The sequence below is a fragment of the Streptomyces sp. SAI-135 genome (assembly GCF_029893805.1).
Classification (GTDB): domain Bacteria; phylum Actinomycetota; class Actinomycetes; order Streptomycetales; family Streptomycetaceae; genus Streptomyces.
This window is the reverse complement of sequence record NZ_JARXYP010000002.1, coordinates 1,272,620-1,289,042: the sequence shown is the minus strand read 5'-3', so window position 1 is coordinate 1,289,042 and position 16,423 is coordinate 1,272,620. Positions and strand designations below refer to the sequence as shown.

Below are 16,423 nucleotides of genomic sequence, written 5' to 3'. Positions count from 1 at the left end.
GGGTCCTTCAAGGGGGCAGCGCGCTCACTGCCTGACGGTGAAGTACTGCCAGGCTCCCCAGGTGCTGAGGTTGGTGTTGTCACGGCTGCTGTGGACGTACTGCGCGGCCACTCGGTACCTGTTGTTGACGGAGTTGGTCAGGGACATCTGCTGACGGCCGGTGCTGCTGGACGTCAGGGCCGAGCAGGGACTGGTGCTCTGGGTGTGCCAGGCACCGCTGTAGTACCGCTGCACCCGGTAGAGGACGCACTGTCCGGCTTTGTTGGGGGAGACGGTGACGTCGAGGCGCTCCTTCACGGTGCGGTGGTACACCCGGTAGAGCGTGCTCCCGTAGTACGTGTTCGTGTAGTAGCCGGACAGCTTCTCCGAGACCTGTGCGTAGGTGTGCACACTGCGGGCGGCCGTCTTCGGGGCGTACCGGTAGTCGCCGGCGAACACCGCGCTGAACGTGGTGTTGCGGGTGAGCTTGTAGGTGCCCGTCAGATTGCCGTGGGAATCCACCGTCCCGGACTTCACCAGGACCTTCGTGCCGCTGTACGGCTGCGCGTAGATCTTCACCGTACGGCTGTTGTAGGTCGTACCGAGGTGGGCGGTGATCTTCGCGGACTGGCCGTACTTGTACGTCGAGTGGTCGGCGGTGACGGTCAGGGATGTCGCCGTACGGGACACCTGGACGGTGGCGGAACTGCTGCCGGCCTTGTGCGAGACGTCGCCGGCGTAGGCCACCTTGTAGGTGTTGGCGCCGCCGATCTGCGGAGTGTCCTTGAACGTGAACGACCCGTTCGTGGCGACCTTCGCGTCGGCCAGTGCGACGCCGGAGGCGTGGCCGAGGTCGGTCTTCGTCACCTTCACGACCTGACCGGCGGTGAAGGGCGCGCCGGAGACCTGGCCCGTCACGGTCAGAGCGGCGGCGCGGGCGGAGGTGGCCGGCGCGGACACGGTGACCGTGGTGGGCAGTTTGGCGGCCTGGACGGAAGCGGTGGCGCTCGCCGCCTCGTGGGTCTCGTCGCCCTCGTACCGCGCCGCGTAGGTGTACGTGCCCTCCGCCGGCGGAGTGTCGCCGAACGTGAAGGAGCCGTCCGCCGCGGTCTTCACCTCGGGCAGGGCCGTGCCGTTGCGCGTGATGCGGACGACCTGCCCCGCGCCCAGTGCCTTGGTCGAGTCCAGCGTGCCGTCGACGGACAGGGCCCGGCCCGGAACAGCCGTGCCCGGGGCGGTGACCTGGAGCGAGGTCGCGGCCTTGGGGTCCGGGGCCGGCGGCGGCGCCTCGCTGACCACCAGACCGCTCACCGACTGTGCGTCCGCGGTCTCCCCGGTGGCGCCGGAGAAGGCGACCAGCGCGGTTGACGTCAGCGTCGACGTCGCGTCCACGACCTGCGTGCCGTCGATCCAGACGTACACATGACCGGCGTCGACCCGGATGTCCACCTGGTGGGTGCCCTGGCGCAGGGCGGTGCCGAGTCTGGTCACGGGCTGGTAGTCGATCGTCGACGAGTCGGCCGAACTGCGGCCGACTCCCACGAAGTTCTGTGCCTGGAGTGTGTTGTTGAAGCCGGTGCCGAGCGCGATCACCGTGCCCGGCCGCCCCGCGATGCCGAGGCCGTCATGGTTGCCGCCCAGCGCCGAGGCGGAGTTCTGGGCGGGGTCCAGAAGGGAGAACGCCATGCCGGTCCCACCGCTGCCGGGGCCGAACTTCGTGGTGAAGGTGGCCCGCAGACCGTCGGTGCGCAGCGGCTTGGTGTACACCGCCGAGCCCGCCTGGTAGCCGGTGGCCGGCGTCAGCTGCACACTGCCGTCGTCGCCCGGCGCCGCCGAGCCGTTGGCCTGCCACAGCCCGTCCTTGACCGAGGTGGTCGTGACGCTCCCGGTGCCGGTGCCCTTGATCGGCACGTACATGGCGCCCTGGCCGTTGCCGTTCTCGTCGGTGCCGGTGCCGGTGACCTCGTAGAAGGCGCTCAGGTCCGCGGCCGAACGCGGCGTGAACGTCACGCTCTGCACGGCGGTCTGCTCCGGGCCGATGATCAGGCCCTCGGACAGCTGCACCGGGCTGTTGAAGTCGCCGGTCGGCGCCTTGGCCTTGGTCACCGTGACCGGGATGTTCCCGGTGTTGGTGATGCTGAACGAGAGCGACTTCGAGCTGCCGATCGCAACCTTGCCGAAGTCGAGTGAGCTCGTCGAGAACTCCAGGTGTCCCTGTCCCGTGATGGCCGTCCCGTTGACCGGGACGCTCAGGGTGTGGGTGTCACCGCCACCACTGCTGGCGATCACGAGTGCGCCGCTGTCGGCCTGGTCGCCGGTCGGTGTGTAGGTGACCGAGACCACGAAGGAACCACCGGCCGGTACGACCGTTCCCGCGTTCGGCAGTCCCGAGGCGCTGAACGCGCCGGTGGGCGAACCCACCGAGTCGATGGTCTCCGGTTCGGTGCCGGTGTTGGTGATCTGGAGGTTCAGCGTCGAGGTGCTGCCGGTCGGCACCTCGCCGAAGTCCACGGCGGCGGGCGCCGCCCCGAGGCCGGGCCGGGTGCCGACGCCGTGGAGGGCGAAGACCAGCTTCTGGCCGTCCGAGAGGTTCGCGGTCAGGGTGCCGCTGATGCCGCCGGTGGTCGTGGGGGCGAAGGTGATCGGCACGTCCAGGGTGGCGTCCGTCGCCAGCGCCCTGGGCTGCTCGGGCGTGGGTACGGCGGACGGGTCGACGGAGAAGGCGCCGGAGGCCTTGAGGCCGGTGACGCTGACGTCCTCGGTGGCCGTCAGCTTCATGGCGGCCGAGTCGCTGCCGCCCACGGCGACCTGGCCGAAGTCGAGGGAGGCCGCGGTCAGTGCGGTCCTGGCGGGGCTGCCGAAGCCGTAGAGGACACCGTCACGGGTGCCGACGTACACCTTGCCGTGGGCGGCGGTCGGCGTGCTGAACTTGGTCGCCGTGCCGATCGGGGCCGACCAGAGCAACGGGAGATGGCCGTTGCCGTCGGGCGTGGGGCCGTAGGCGCGCAGGGCGCCGTCGGCTCCGGAGGCGTTGCTCGCGGAGGTCATCCACACCAGGGCACTGGACTCGTCCGTGCCGTCGGAGGTGACCAGCGGGGAGCCGCTGGTGTAGCCGAAGGTGTCCTGGCTCTGGCCGGTGAGGGTGAGCGCGGGCGTACCGCCGTTGCGGACGCCGTACTTGAGGGCGCGCAGCGGGCCCTGGTTGCCGACGACGTAGACGTAGCCGCCCTCGCCGCCCCAGAACGCGGGGTGTCCCCACATCCCCTGGTAGGGGCCGGACACGCTCACCGCGGCGTCACCGCCCTGGGGGCCCTGGCCCATGCCGCCGAGGTTGTCGCGGTCGAGCAGGAACACCCGGCCGTCCTTGCCCTGCTGGACCAGCAGATGGGGGTGTTCGGCGGTGCCGAAGCCGTCCGGCAGCGCCATCGGGGCGCCCGAGGAGATGTCCTGGTCGTTGAGGTCCAGGGTGGAGGCGTCGCTCGGGCTGAAGAAGTCGGCCGTGCTGAGGCTGTTGTCCGCGTTCACCTGGAGGCGTACGACGGACTCGGCGAGGGTTCCCTGCACGGTCTTGCCGGGCCCGGGGGCCGGGCTGATGCCGTTGCCGGTGCTGAAGAAGATCCGGCCGGGCCCGTCCGAGACCAGGCCGCCGCCCGACTGCCAGATGCCTGAGCCGCCCGTGCCGGTACCGGTCACCGCGGCCCACATCGAGGTGATGCTGTGCGCGGTGGTGCTCACGCCGACCACATAGCCGCGGTAGGGCCAGGCGTCGCAGTGGCCGCCGAAGCCCGCGTAGACGACACCGTCCATCAACAGCAGGCCGGGGCGCTGCTGTTCGTAGTAGGCGTCGAACTCGTTGCTCGGGTCGTTGACCGGGCTTCCGGCGATGGTGACCGGCCACCCCGGGCGCTCGGCTCCCGAGCTCGGGTCCACCGCGTGCATCAGCCACTTGGGGTGGCGGTGCGTGGAGGTGCCGTCGTCGACCTTGGTGGTGAAGTACAGGGAGTTGCTCTCGGGGTCGAACACGGGAGTCGCGGTCGCGCCCACGTTGGGCACGAGGTCACCGCAGCCGATCGCCGAAGCCGGCCATGAGGGGCCGTAGTTCTTGCTCCACTCGATGTCACCGGTGGTGCGGTCGAGACCGTACACGGTGTTGCTCTCGGTGACCGCGATCACCTGGTCGCCCAGGACCAGCGGCTGGGCGTATATCTGCCCGTCGAGCTTGGTGGCGAAGAGCCGGCCGAAGGCGGACGACTGGACGACAGCCGGGGACAGTCCCGCCTCGCTCTGGTCCCAGTTGGTGCGCAGGTTGTCGACGCCCTGGGTGGTCTGGTCGGCCTGGGCCGTGAGCAGACCGATCGTCGTGCCGATGAGTGCGGCACCGGCCACGGCCGCGACGGCGAAAAGGCGTCTGCGTCGCCGCACGCCATGGCGGCCACGGCGTGCGCGCACGGAAAACCCGGACAAACCGGGACCTCCTCCAGTATTCGCTCCTGGAGTGGTCACAGGTGCGGGGTAAACGTAAAGACTGAGCGGTTTTTCCTATCACTGCTCGGCCACGTTCTGCACGTCTCGGACACAATTCGTGCCAAGATCGTCATCTTGTGCCGCTCGGACCCCTTGGGGCGCGCTCCGGATCAGGAGACGTCGGCCACCGAGAAGACGCCCGGGCCGCTGACCCCGTACAGGACGTTTCCGACCAGCAGCGGTGGTGTCGAACTCGGGGACAGTTCCTCGAAGGAGCGGCCGGCCGTGTCGAAGGACGGGGCGGTCCGGCCGATCTCCTTGCCGGTCGCCGGGTCGAGGGCCAGGACGCTGGTGTCCGGCATGGTGACGTACAAGCGGCCCTCGTGGTAGGCCGGTTCGCTGAAGACGCGCAGGTCACGGGAGCTGGACCACAGAGGCTTGCCGCGCTTCACGTCGAGGGCGAGCAGGGTCTCGTTGCCATAGTCGAAGATGTACATGGTGTCGCCCTGCACCAGCGGCGGCGCCTCGGGCTCCACGCTCCAGGGGAAGTCGATCCGGCGGGTCCTGCCGCTGCCGAGGTCCTGGACGAAGAAGGCCGCGGAGACGCCCGAGTCGTCCTCCCAGCGCGCGTAGTACGCCGTGCCGTCATGGACCGTCGCCAGCCACAGATCGCCCTTCGGCGCGTCGACGCTGCCCAGCGTCCGGCCGGTCCGTGCGTCGAGCCGGGCGATGCCGCCCTCGCCGCCGCGCAGATCCGCGTACAGCGTGCCCTTGGGGCCCTCGTAGAAAGGGCTCGGGGAGGTCGAGGTGAGCTCGCGCCGCCACAACTCCTTGCCCGTGCGCGGCTCGTAGGCCGCGTAGCGCGCCGTCTCGGAGAGCCCGAGCTCGTCCAGGCGGACGAGGAGCACGCCGCCCAGACACTCGAACTCGCCGAGCGGCCCCTTCAGTCGCCACCGCCGCTCGCCCGTCTTCCCGTCGTAGGCGTCGATGCCCTGCGAGCGGTCCGCGCTGTACACGAACACCACACCGTCATGGACGACCGGCTCGCGCGTCGTGAAGCTGCTGACCTCCTTGCGGCTCATGGATTTCGTCCACTCGACGTTGCCGGTCGCCGGGTCCAGCCGCATCAGGGCGGTCCCTCCGGAGGCGCAGAAGACGCCCAGTGCGTCCGGCGTGCACGACGTTCCGATGCCCGTCTGCGCGTCCATGCCGTCCGACCCCAGCGCGTTGTGCCAGGGGCGCCAGCCTGCCGGTGCCGTCCCGCCGGGGGCCGTCGTCCGCGGGGCGAGGGCGTCGAACCCGTCGACCGTGCTCGCCGGTTCGCCCCCGACCACGGCGGCCGCGGCCGCCCCTGCACCGCCGAGGAGGGCCACGACGGCGACGGCGGCCCACAGTCTTCTGCCGCGGCGCCCGCGCCGGGCCGGTGCGGCGGGGTCGCCGAGCGGCGAGGTCACCACGTCCGTCACCGGCATCCGCGGTGCCGCGGACACCTCCTGGGCCGGTTCCCCCTCGGGCAGTTCCTCCGGGAGCCCCGCCAGCAGCTGGAGGACCTCGCTCGCCGTCGGCCGGTCCGCGGGCTCCTTCGCCAGGCAGCGCGCGACCAACGGGCGCAGCCGTGCGGGCAGTTCACCGAGCCGCGGCTCCCCGTGCACGGTGTTGTACGCGGCCAGATAGGCGTTCTCCGCCTCGAAGGGGCTGTGCCCCGTGGCCGCGTACACGAGCACCGCACCCAGCGAGAACACGTCCACCGCGGAGCCAACCTCGTGCGGGCGGCTGAACTGCTCCGGTGCCATGAAGGGCGGCGAGCCCATCACCATGCCGGTCTGGGTACGGACGTCGCTGTCGGCCGCGCGCGAGATGCCGAAGTCGATCACGCGTACGGCGCCGTCGTCGCCCTCGCTGTCCAGGAGCAGCACATTGCTCGGCTTGAGGTCCCGGTGCACCACCTCCGCGCGGTGGATCTCCCGCAGTGCCTCGGCGAGTTCGGTGCCCAGCCGCCGCAGCGCGGGCCAGTCCAGCGGTCCCGACTCGTCGACCAGCTCCGCGAGGGTACGTCCCGGGACGAACGCGGTGGCCATCCAGGGCCGTGCCGCCTCCGGGTCCGCGTCCACGACCGGTGCCGTGAACGCGCCGCTGACCCGGCGCGCCGCGGCGATCTCCTGCCGGAACCTGGCCCGGAACTCGGGGTTGTCGGCGTACCGGGTGTGCACGACCTTCACCGCGACGGCCCGTCCCGAGGCCGATCGGCCGAGATAGACGACCCCCATGCCGCCGGTCCCGATCCGCGATTCGATCCGGTAGCCGCCGACGGACTCCGGATCGTTCTCGCGCAGGGTCACCGTGTCTCCTTCACCGCTTCTGGCCAGGACGGCTGCGGTCCGGACGCTTCTGACAGGGACCCCTCACTCTAGAGGGGCGCCGGCCCGCGCGGGACGCCGATCCCGGCCTCGCCGGCCGGCCGGACGCTGCGGCATCACGGTTCTCCACGGGAACGCAAGGGGTCGATCCCGGCACGTGGCCCTATTCTGAGGAGGCATGAAGGGGGCTCGGGGCGGGAGTGCGTTCGGTGAAGTACCGGAATCCGAGGGGTCGTTCGGTCCGCTCGTCGTCGCCGGACAGCCGATGTACCTGAGGGCCGCGCATGTCGAGCTCCCCGCCGAGAACCCCGATCCGACCGTGCTGCCCACGATCACGCTGCTGGGGCGCGGCTGGGCCCCTGCCGCCGATCCCGGGGAACTGCCGCTGCCTCCCGGGCAGTTGCTCGCGGGCCAGTACCGGCTGATCCGGCCGCTCGGGTACGGCGGTATGGGCGAGGTGTACCTCGCGCTCGACACCAAGGTCGACAACCGCGAGGTCGCCATCAAGGTGCTGCACCCGGATCAGGCGGCGGTCGCGGCGGGCGCGCTGGCACGGGAGCGGCGGGCCCTCGTCGACCTCGGCCACGACGACATCATCCGCGTCTTCAACTACGGGCATCACCCGGAGGTGGGTGACTTTCTCGTGCTGCAGTACGTGGACGGGCTCACGCTGGAGGAGGTGCGGGCGCGGGCGAAGCTGAACCCGGGGGAGTTCGGCGACCAGCGCTTCCACGAGTTCGTGCTCGCCTACGGCGTGCGGATCCTGTCCGCCCTCGCGTATCTGCACGCCGACCGGCCGGGCAAGGTCTACGGTGACCTGAAGCCGGACAACGTCATGCACGACGGCACCACGACGAAGATCATCGACGTGGGGAGCGTGCGTCCGGCCGGGGCGCCGGGGATGACCACGACCGGTTTCAGCGCCCCCACGGTCGGCCCGCACGGTGAGTCCGGGCAACAGGACGACCTCTTCAGCCTGGGCGAGACACTGCGCCGCCTGAGCGGCCTCGGCACGTCCGCGGCGGACCTGGGGCGGTTGGGGGACCTCGGGACGCTGGGGGTGACCGAGGGGGAGGGGCCCGGGGGGCCGGCCGAGGTGGAGCCCGGAACGGCGTCGGCTGCCGGGGGCGCCCTGTCCGCCGCCGAACGGGCACGGATCGTCGAGGCGACCCAGGCCGCTGGGGAGACGCCGGCCGTCCGAGAGGTCCCGGCCGGGGAGGGGGAGCGGGGCCGGGGGACGGGCGGTGAGGAGCTGCGGAGGGTCGGTGAGACGGCGGGTGCTGCCCGAGGATCGGGTGGCGAGGAGGCGCGGGGCGTCGCTGAGAACCCGGCTGGGAGCGAGGCGCCAGGGGGGCGAGAGGGCGTCGAGTGTCTAGGTGGCACGGGCGCCGAAGGGGCCCAGGGGGGCACGCAGGGTGCGGTCGACGAGGACGCGTCGAGCCCGGTCCAGGGGGCCGGGGCCGGGGGGAGACGGGGTGTCGTTGAAAGGCTGGGCGGCATCCATGGGCCGGGTGAGGAGACGCCGGGTGCCGCCCAGGATCCGGCCTCCGGAAAGCCGTTGGACGCCGCCGGGGGAGCGGCCGCCGGAGCGACGCCGAAGGCCATGCCGGATGCCACCCCCGCTCCCGCCGCCGGCGCAGCCCGGCGCCGCGGCGAGCCGGGACGTCCGGGCCCGGGTGGCACGCCACCCCCCACACCGCCGCACTCCCGTCACGATCCGCGCCCCCGGAACCCCGGCCCCGCACCGACGGCCGACGCCGAGGACACCCGACCCCGCCGCCACGGACCGGACGTCACCTGGGAAGCGGTCACCAAGGAACCGCCCGCCAGGGAACCGGCCACGAGGCAACCAGCCGCCAGGGAACCGGCGATGAGGCAACCAGCCGACAAGGAACCGCCCGCCAAAGAACCATGGCTGCCCGGTGACGCCACCGCCCCCGTCCCCCGAGGTCTCGGCCTGCTCTCCCTCGCCCGGGTCCTGCACCGCGCCACGCTCAGCGAGCCAGAAGGGCGGTTCGCCGACGCGCGGGAGATGGACCAGCAGTTGCGGGGCGTGTTCCGGGAGTTGCGGTCACTGCGTACCGGTGCCGAGACCTTCGAGCCCTCGCCGCTCTTCCTCCAGTCGCCCTACGCCCTCGACGGCGCCCTGGGCTCCGCCCCACCCCTCACCCACTGGGCCGCCCCCGACGCGCCCTCCCCGTTCGCCCCGCCCGCGCCCGTCGAGGTCGCCCAGCGCCTGCCCGTACCGCGCCCCGACCCCCACGACGAGCACCACGCCGAGCTGAGCAGACTCGCCGACGCGGCCCCCGAGGCCCTGCTCCAGCACATCGGTGACTGGCGGGCCTCCACCGAGGTCCATCTCCTGCGCTGCCGGCTGCGGTTGCGGAACCCGGCCGACGGACCCGAGGCCGCAGCACGGGAACTGCGGGCGGCCGAGGAACGCATCGGCCCCCGACGCGCCCCGTACGACTGGCGGTTGGACTGGCACCACGGTCTCCTCGCCCTCGCCCGCGACCAAGTCGACGGGGCCTGGCGGCACTTCGACCGGGTGTACGCGGCGATCCCGGGCGAGTACGCGCCCAAGCTGGCCCTCGGACACTGCGCGGAACGCCTGGGGCGCCGGCACGAGGCGCTGACCTTCTACGAGGCGGTCCGGCTGCGCAACCCGTCCCTGGGCAGCGCGGCCTTCGGTGCCGCACGGGCCCGGCTCGCGCTGGACGGTGAGAGGGCGCGCGAGGAGGCCGTAGGCGAACTGGACGCCGTACCGCAGCACTCGCGGCACCGGACCGCCGCGCGCACCGCTGCCGTGCGGATCGGCATCGAGTACGTGCGCAGGGCCGGGCGGGACGACGAGGTACCGCAGCGGCTCCACGAGGTGCTGAGGCGCCTCGCCCTGCTCTTCCACGCACACGGCCTGACCGACGAGGAGGCCAGGGTCCGGATGACCGTCGAGGTCTGGGAGGCCGTCCAGGGCGCTCTCGCCCGTGGCGCCCTCGACGCGGACGGACTCGCGGCCCTGTCCGCCGGTGCGGACCCCCGGCTCGGCCTCCCGTCCGACGAACACGGCCTGCGGGAGGACCTGTCGCGCCGCTGTGTCACCCTCGCCCACCAGGCCGCCCGCTCGGCCGCGCCCGAGGACGCCGCCGTGGCCGAGATCCTCCTGGACCGCGCCTACGAGGTCCGCCCGCTCGCCTACCGACACCACAGGGACAGCCCATGGCTCGGCAAGAGAGTCGCCGACTGGCTCCGGACGGTCGCTCACGCGCCGTCGCACAGGACACCCTCCGGCTCACGCGGGCAGTCGCCGCCGTAACCGCCGAACTCGTCCGCCGGGTCCACCGCTACGCCTGGCCCGCCGCCGCGGGCCACCGCAACCGCGCCTACCTGCGGGACCGGCTCGTCGCCCTGCCGCTGCTCACCGTGGTGGCCTTCGGCGCGCTGGGCTGGGCCTACGCGGACGTGCGCGGCGACTCCGCGTACATCCGGGAACGCGCCGCGCCCGCGCTGGTCGACCTCGCGGACGCCCGGGCCTCGCTGCTCATCGCGCAGGGCGAGGCCGAGCGGAACCTCGCCGAGGGCCGGGCGGCCGAACTCAGCGGACTCAGCGAGCGCTACCGGACCCGGATCGCCCGCGCCACCCAGAGCCTGAACCAGGTGACCCGCAGCGGAGCCCTCTCCGTCGCCGAGGAACAGAAGCTACGGGTCGTCTCCGCGCTGGTCGTCGACTACACCGGCTGGATCGGCCGGGCCCAGGGCCATGCCACCGACCCGGTCCTGCGCGACGCCGAACTGACGTACGCGCGCAGCATGCTGTGCTCGCAGGCCGTGGCGGCGACCGGCAAGAACCCCTATCCGGCCTGTCCCGCCGCGACCGGCTCCGCCGCTACCTCGATCGTCGACCGGGTGACCGGACTGGAGGGGCGGCTGCGCGCACGCCTGGCCGAGCGGGCCGCGTGGGGCCCGGACACGATCGCCGCGGCGGTGATCGCCGCGCTCGCCTTCACCCTGCTCGCGCTCGGGCTGTGGCGGACGGGGGCCTTCCTGCGCCGCCGCTTCCGGATCCGGCTGAGCATCCCCCTCGCGGCCGCCGCGCTGCCGTTGCTCGCCGTACCGTTCCTGACGGCCGACGCCCTGCTCGCCCTGGACGCCCAGCACGAGACCCTCCCCGTCGCCGACGCGCTGGCCGAGCGGACCTCGCCCGGGACGGAGACGGCCGCCGAGGAGAAGCCCTTCGCCGGACCCGAGCCGCGGGCCATCGAGACGCTGCGGGCCCGGATCGACGAGGGCCTGGCGGACGGCCGGCTCGCCTTCCTCGACGGCATCGCCCCGTTCGTGTTTCCCACCGGCCTGCTCGGCGCGGCCGTGATCGCCGGCACGCTGCACACCTACCGCCGCGAGTACCTCGTCGTCGCCCGACCGGGAGCCGTCGCATGAGCCGAGCCCTGCGCGTCCTGCTCGTGGCGTGTCTGCTGGCCCTCGTCCCCGGCTGCGGGACGGACACCCGCGACCCGCTGGTCGTCCTCGGCCCCTGGACCGGCGAGGAGGGCAAGGCCTTCGAAGCCGCCCTCGACAAACTGGACGACGGGACCGGACGGACGTACACCTACGAGGGCACCCGTTCGCTGCGGGAGACGCTCGTCTCACAGCTGGAGGCCGACGACCCGCCGGACGTGGCGGTCCTCAACAGCATCGGCGAACTCACCGAGTACGCCCGCCGGGACCGGCTGAAACCGCTCGACACGGAGACCGCCCAGCGTGCCTACCCGCCCTGGGTGCCGGTACTGATCGTGGACAACAAGGCGCGCCCGTACTGGGTGCCGCTGAAGGCCGACCTCAAGAGCCTGGTGTGGAGCAAGCGGGGCGCGCCCGACGGCAGGCCCACCTGGTGCGTGGGGCTCGCCTCCCAGGCCACCTCCGGCTGGCCCGGCACCGACTGGATCGAGGACCTCGTGCTCCACCAGGCGGGTCCGGCCCTCTACGACGAGTGGGCCCGGGGCCTCCTCGACTGGCGCGACCCGGCCGTCGAACGCGCCTGGACCACCTGGGCGAAGCTGCTCGGCAAGCGCTCCCCGGAGTCGGTCGAACGGTCCCTGACCACGTCGTTCGAGGGCGTGCCGGGAAGCGACGGACAGCCGCGCGGCCTGCTCGGCTCACCCGGATTCGCCTGCACGCACGAACACCAGAGCGCCTTCATCCGATACGTCTACGCGGGCGACGACGTGACGGTGGAACCGTCGGCCCGCTACCTGGACGGACCGGCCGCATACCGGGACGCCTTCGAGGTCGCCGGCGACATGGCCGCCGTCTTCAGCGACGACCCGGACGCCCAGCAACTCGTGGAACGGCTGTCGAGTCCGGCCGGGCGGGAGCTGTGGTGGGCGGAGGCGGATCCCGCGGTACGGCCGCTGTTCCCGGCCACGGCCGGGCTGTCGCCGCCCGCCTCCGCGACGCCGGTCGAGAAGAAGATCGACTCCCTGCTCACCTCCGGCGCCCGCATCCTCTGCTTCGACGCCTCCGACGTGATGCCGCCCGAACTCCGGGACGCCTTCCACCGCGCGGTCCTGGAGTTCTTCCGCGATCCCACCCAGCGGCAACTGGACTCGCTGCTACAGCAGTTGGAGACCGTCCGTGTCCAGGTGAACCGGGATTCCGGCACCGACCCCACGTTCCGGCCACCGCAGGACATCTGCGAGTGAGCCTGCCGCCCCGACCTCGTCCGCGCCGTGGCGGAGTGCGTGGCCGAGGTCGGGCCTGACATGGTGGTGTCATGTGCTGGAGTGCGACAGCGGATCTCGTGGCGGGCGCGGCGATCACCTCCGTCGGGGCGGCCTGTGTGATCCGGACCCGCCGCGCCAGGGACCTGCCCCTCGCCGCGCTGCCCCTGCTGCTCGGGGTGCACCAACTGGTCGAGGCCTGGATCTGGCACACGGGGGGCGGGACCGGCCCCGCCACCGTCACCTGGGCCGTCATCGCCCTTCCGGTGCTCGCCCTGTGGGTACCGGCGGGCGTGTGGTGTGTCGCCCCGCGCCGGGCCGGACGCCGGGTGACGGCGCTCGTGGCGGTGGGCGCGCTGACCGCCGCCCTCCTCGCGCACGGTCTCGCCACCCGGCCCGTCCGGGCCGAGATCCGCGGTCACACCATGGCCTACGTCATCGGACTGCCCCGGGCGGAACTGCTCGTCGCGGGCTATCTGATCGCCACGGTCGGCGCGCTGCTGCTCTCCGGCGACCGACGGCTCATCGCACTCGGCGTCCTGACCGGCGCGGGCGCCCTGGTGTGCTGGGCGCTGTGGCGGCTGGAGTTCGTGTCGACCTGGTGCGCTCTGGCGGCGGTCTGCTCGGTGGTCCTGTACGGGTGGGTGAGCCGGCGCCCCGCCCCGAAGTTGGCCCTGCCGGCGGACATCCACCGTACGTAGGCGTGCCGTTGCCGCCCGGTCCCGGAGCGCACCTCCCGACTCCGGCCTCCTCTCAACTCCGAAGCTCCTCAGGGACGTTCGGGCGGTCGCCCCGTGCTCTCCCGGACCACCAGCTCCGGCGCGGACACCGGGTGGGGAGTGATCGGCGCGGCTCCCTCCAGCACTCCGTGCAGCAGCGCGAACGCGGCCCGGCCGAGCCCCGCGAAGTCCAGCCGCACGGTCGTCAGGGACGGTGTGAGAAACGCCGAGTGCGGGGCGTCGTCGAACCCGGCCACGCTGACCTCGCCCGGCACCGCGCGGCCCGCCTCGTGCAGGGCGCGCAGCACGCCCAGCGCGAGGTCGTCGTTGCCGCACAGGATCGCCGTCACCGACGGGTCCCCGGCGAGCTCACGGCCCACCGCATGGCCGCCGGTGGGCCTCCAACCGCCCTGCAAGGGACGCGGCTCCGGCGCACCTGCCTCCGCCAGGGCCTGCCGCCAGCCGTCGGTGCGGGCTCCGGTGCGGCGGGTGGCGGAGGGGATGGCGACGTAGTGCACGGTCTCGTGGCCCAGGGACAGCAGGTGCCGGGTCATCCGGTAGGCGGCCTCGCGGTCGTCGGTCCACACCCACGGCCGGTCACCGGAGGGCGTGCTCGCCGGGGTCTCGACCACGCCGACCACCGGCACCCCGTCCGGAACCGCCTCCAGCGCCCGGACCCCGGCCGGGTCGTAGGCGATCACGATGAGTCCACCGCTCACGTCGGCGGCCCGTCGCACCTCCGCGGCGACGGCGCCCTCGTCGGCCGATTCGAGGACGCCCACCCCCACCGAGTGCGCGGTGGCCCGGGCCGCCTCCTCGACGCCCTGGAGGATCGAGGCATATCCGTAGGGGACGGTGTGGGCGGTGAGCACGGTCACGGCTCTGTGGCGTCCGCTGGCCAGGGCGAGTGCGGTGGCGTTGCGCCGGAAGCCCAGTTCGTCGATGGCGGCGAGGACCCGCTCGCGCGTCGACTGCCGCACGCTCGGGTGCGCGTTGATCACCCGGGAGACGGTCTGGTACGAGACCCCGGCGGCCGCCGCGACATCCCGGATGCTGGCCGGACCGCGGGTGTGACCGGTCACATGCATGCGGGGATTGTGTCCGGCGCCCGAACAGGGCGTCAAGCCGCGCGGAACGGGCCCGTCGTCACCGCGCCGTGCGACGGGCCCGCGGCGGCGCGACCGGGTCAGCGGGGCCGGTACGCCTTCGGCAGCGGCATGCCGCGCTCGGCCATGATCTGCCGTACCCGGTCCGGATAGTCGGTGATGACGCCGTCGACGCCCATGTCCATGAGCGCCTCCACGGTGGCCGGGTCGTCACAGGTCCACGGGATGACCTTCAGGCTCCGGGCATGGGCCTCGGCCACCATGGTCCGGTCGGCGTAGAAGCGGAAGCCGGGGTCGCCGACCTTGCCGCTCTGCGGGAAGCCGTAGTTGGGGGAGAGGGCCTTGACGCCGGGGATCGTGGCGGCCGCCCTGACGAAGTCGCCGCCGTAGTCGTCGGCGTCGATCCCGCCGAGCCACGGCGACGCGCCGGGTTTGCCGACCTGGAGGAAGTCGTGGTTGGTGAGCGCGACGAGCGGCCACTTCGGTGCCAGCCGGTGCATCGCCCTGAGCGCGCCCCAGTCGAAGGACTGGATGGTGACCTGGTCCTCGATGCCCGAGCGGTGGATCTCCTCGTGGACGCGCCGCACGAACAGCTCACGCGGCGCGGTCTGTTCGGGCGCGCCGGCCTCGACCTTGGTCTCGATGTTGAGCTTGACCCGCTTGGCGCGGTAGCTCTTGACCAGGTTCAGCACGTCCTTCAGCTCGACCATCCGGAAGCCCTTGACCACCTCCTGCTCGGGAAACCCGGGCAGTTGCTGCCAACCGCAGTCCAGGGTCCTGAGCTGAGCCAGTGTCAGATCCTTGATGTACTTGCCGACATACGGGTACAGCGGGTCGCCGGCCGTCACCGGGCCGGTGTCCCGGCACTTGACCGCGCTGATCTGCCGGTCGTGGTTGACGACGACCTTCAGGTCCTTGGTGACATGGGTGTCCAGCTCCAGCGTGGACACCCCGAGCCGCATCGCCTTCCCGAAGCCCTCCAGGGACTCCTCGGTGGTCATGCCGATGCCGCCGCGGTGCGCCTGGAGGTCGAAGTGCGGCCCCCGCGCGATCGGTCGGTGGCCGTCGTACGCCGTCGCGGCCGGGGCGGCCGACAGGGCGAGCAGCGGCGCCAGCGCCAGGCCGGCCAGGACATGTCGTGCGGACATCGACACCTCACTCGTGTGGAGTCGGGACGCCCACAGACGCTAGTGAGGTCGCGGACCGGTTCAACCCCCCCGGACGTGATCCCGCCGTGAATGTCCGGGGAACGCCGTCCCCTTGCCGTCAGGGCGTGGGGATGCCCGCGGGACGGGCCGGGCGGCCGAGGCGGACCGGGACGCCGGGGGAGTACAGGACGCTGACCGGGGCGTCGGCGGGAGCCGGCAGGCCGGCGGCGGTGACGAGGTCCTGCTCGCAGGTGAGCAGCTCGGCGCGGTACAGGGGCCAGCGCGGATGGTCGTTGGGCAGATAGGCCAGCGGCTCGGGGCCGCCGAAGAAGGCGTTGTGCATGCCCCAGCGGGCGGTCAGGAAGTGCTCCAGGCCGGTCGGCTCCCCGATGCGTTCACCGGTCCGTACCGTGATGAGGCTGCGGGCGCCGCGCGGGCCGGGCCAGCGGCGCGAGCTGGTGTAGGTGACGGTGTCCCCGGCTCTGCGGACGCTCATCCGGGACCACAGGTACGGCAGCCGGAAGCCGACGCGTCCCATCACCACGGGGATCAGCCGGGAGGCGTCCATCGAGCGGAACACCACACCGCGCCGCCCGTGCCCGTCCACCGAGTACAGGCGCACGTTGGTCTCCGGGAAGGTCCCGAGATACGGCACTCCCGGCAGCCCCAGCCAGCCGACTCGGTGCATCCGGAACGCGACGAGTCCGACGTAGGTGAGCCCGTCGTGGGTGTCGGGGACCGTGCCGCGCGGCAACAGCCCCGCCACGACCGCCGGTTCGACGGCCCAGTGGACGAAGGTGAGGTCCAGCCACTGCTGGGTGAGGAGCGGGATCCGTATGAGGGAGGGGGCGTCCGGGGTGACGGGAGGGAGGTTCGGCACGGGGTCCAGGGTGACAGAGACCGGCCACGTCCGGCGCGGTGGTGGTGCGGGACGAA

Annotated in this window: 9 protein-coding genes; 4 read left to right on the top strand and 5 right to left on the bottom strand. The window is 72.5% G+C overall.

The features are described 5' to 3' along the window. Window positions 1-24 precede the first annotated feature (24 nt). Both M2163_RS10190 and M2163_RS10185 read right to left on the bottom strand, forming a co-directional pair. Window positions 25-4,365 carry a choice-of-anchor D domain-containing protein gene (locus tag M2163_RS10190; RefSeq protein ID WP_280893803.1) on the bottom strand — a complete coding sequence of 1,447 codons (4,341 nt, stop codon included), beginning with the start codon at window positions 4,363-4,365 and terminating at the stop codon, window positions 25-27. Window positions 4,366-4,613: 248 nt separating this feature from the next. Further along, window positions 4,614-6,782 (bottom strand): PQQ-binding-like beta-propeller repeat protein, encoded by a 2,169-nt coding sequence (locus M2163_RS10185; RefSeq protein WP_280893802.1) that lies wholly within the window; start codon window positions 6,780-6,782, stop codon window positions 4,614-4,616. A 196-nt stretch (window positions 6,783-6,978) separates the two neighbouring features. Here M2163_RS10185 and M2163_RS10180 point away from each other — a divergent pair, with 196 nt between their 5' ends. From M2163_RS10180 to M2163_RS10165, 4 genes are all read left to right on the top strand, one after another. Next, entirely contained in the window at window positions 6,979-10,113 is a 3,135-nt protein-coding gene (locus M2163_RS10180; protein ID WP_280893801.1) for a tetratricopeptide repeat protein, read from the top strand. After that, window positions 10,017-11,234, top strand: coding sequence for a hypothetical protein (locus M2163_RS10175; RefSeq protein ID WP_280853114.1), 1,218 nt, complete (start codon window positions 10,017-10,019; stop codon window positions 11,232-11,234). Before M2163_RS10180 ends, M2163_RS10175 begins: the two co-directional genes overlap by 97 nt. Further along, window positions 11,231-12,496 carry an extracellular solute-binding protein gene (locus M2163_RS10170; RefSeq protein WP_280893800.1) on the top strand — a complete coding sequence of 422 codons (1,266 nt, stop codon included), beginning with the start codon at window positions 11,231-11,233 and terminating at the stop codon, window positions 12,494-12,496. Before M2163_RS10175 ends, M2163_RS10170 begins: the two co-directional genes overlap by 4 nt. 71 nt (window positions 12,497-12,567) lie before the next feature. Next, window positions 12,568-13,215, top strand: a complete 648-nt coding sequence (locus M2163_RS10165; protein ID WP_280893799.1) for a DUF6629 family protein — start codon at window positions 12,568-12,570, stop codon at window positions 13,213-13,215. A gap of 68 nt (window positions 13,216-13,283) precedes the next feature. On the opposite strand, the gene M2163_RS10160 is transcribed toward M2163_RS10165, so the two are convergent. The 3 genes from M2163_RS10160 to M2163_RS10150 all read right to left on the bottom strand — a co-directional run bounded on the left by M2163_RS10160 (window position 13,284) and on the right by M2163_RS10150 (window position 16,367). After that, window positions 13,284-14,321 (bottom strand): LacI family DNA-binding transcriptional regulator, encoded by a 1,038-nt coding sequence (locus M2163_RS10160; protein WP_280893798.1) that lies wholly within the window; start codon window positions 14,319-14,321, stop codon window positions 13,284-13,286. A gap of 98 nt (window positions 14,322-14,419) precedes the next feature. Further along, window positions 14,420-15,487: a glycerophosphodiester phosphodiesterase family protein gene (locus M2163_RS10155; protein WP_280893797.1), complete on the bottom strand. Its 1,068-nt coding sequence runs from the start codon at window positions 15,485-15,487 to the stop codon at window positions 14,420-14,422. Between the two features lie 118 nt (window positions 15,488-15,605). Continuing rightward, the gene (locus tag M2163_RS10150; RefSeq protein WP_280853119.1) at window positions 15,606-16,367 is read right to left on the bottom strand and encodes a DUF2071 domain-containing protein; all 762 of its coding nucleotides are present in this window, start codon (window positions 16,365-16,367) and stop codon (window positions 15,606-15,608) included. Between the last annotated feature and the right edge of the window lie 56 nt (window positions 16,368-16,423).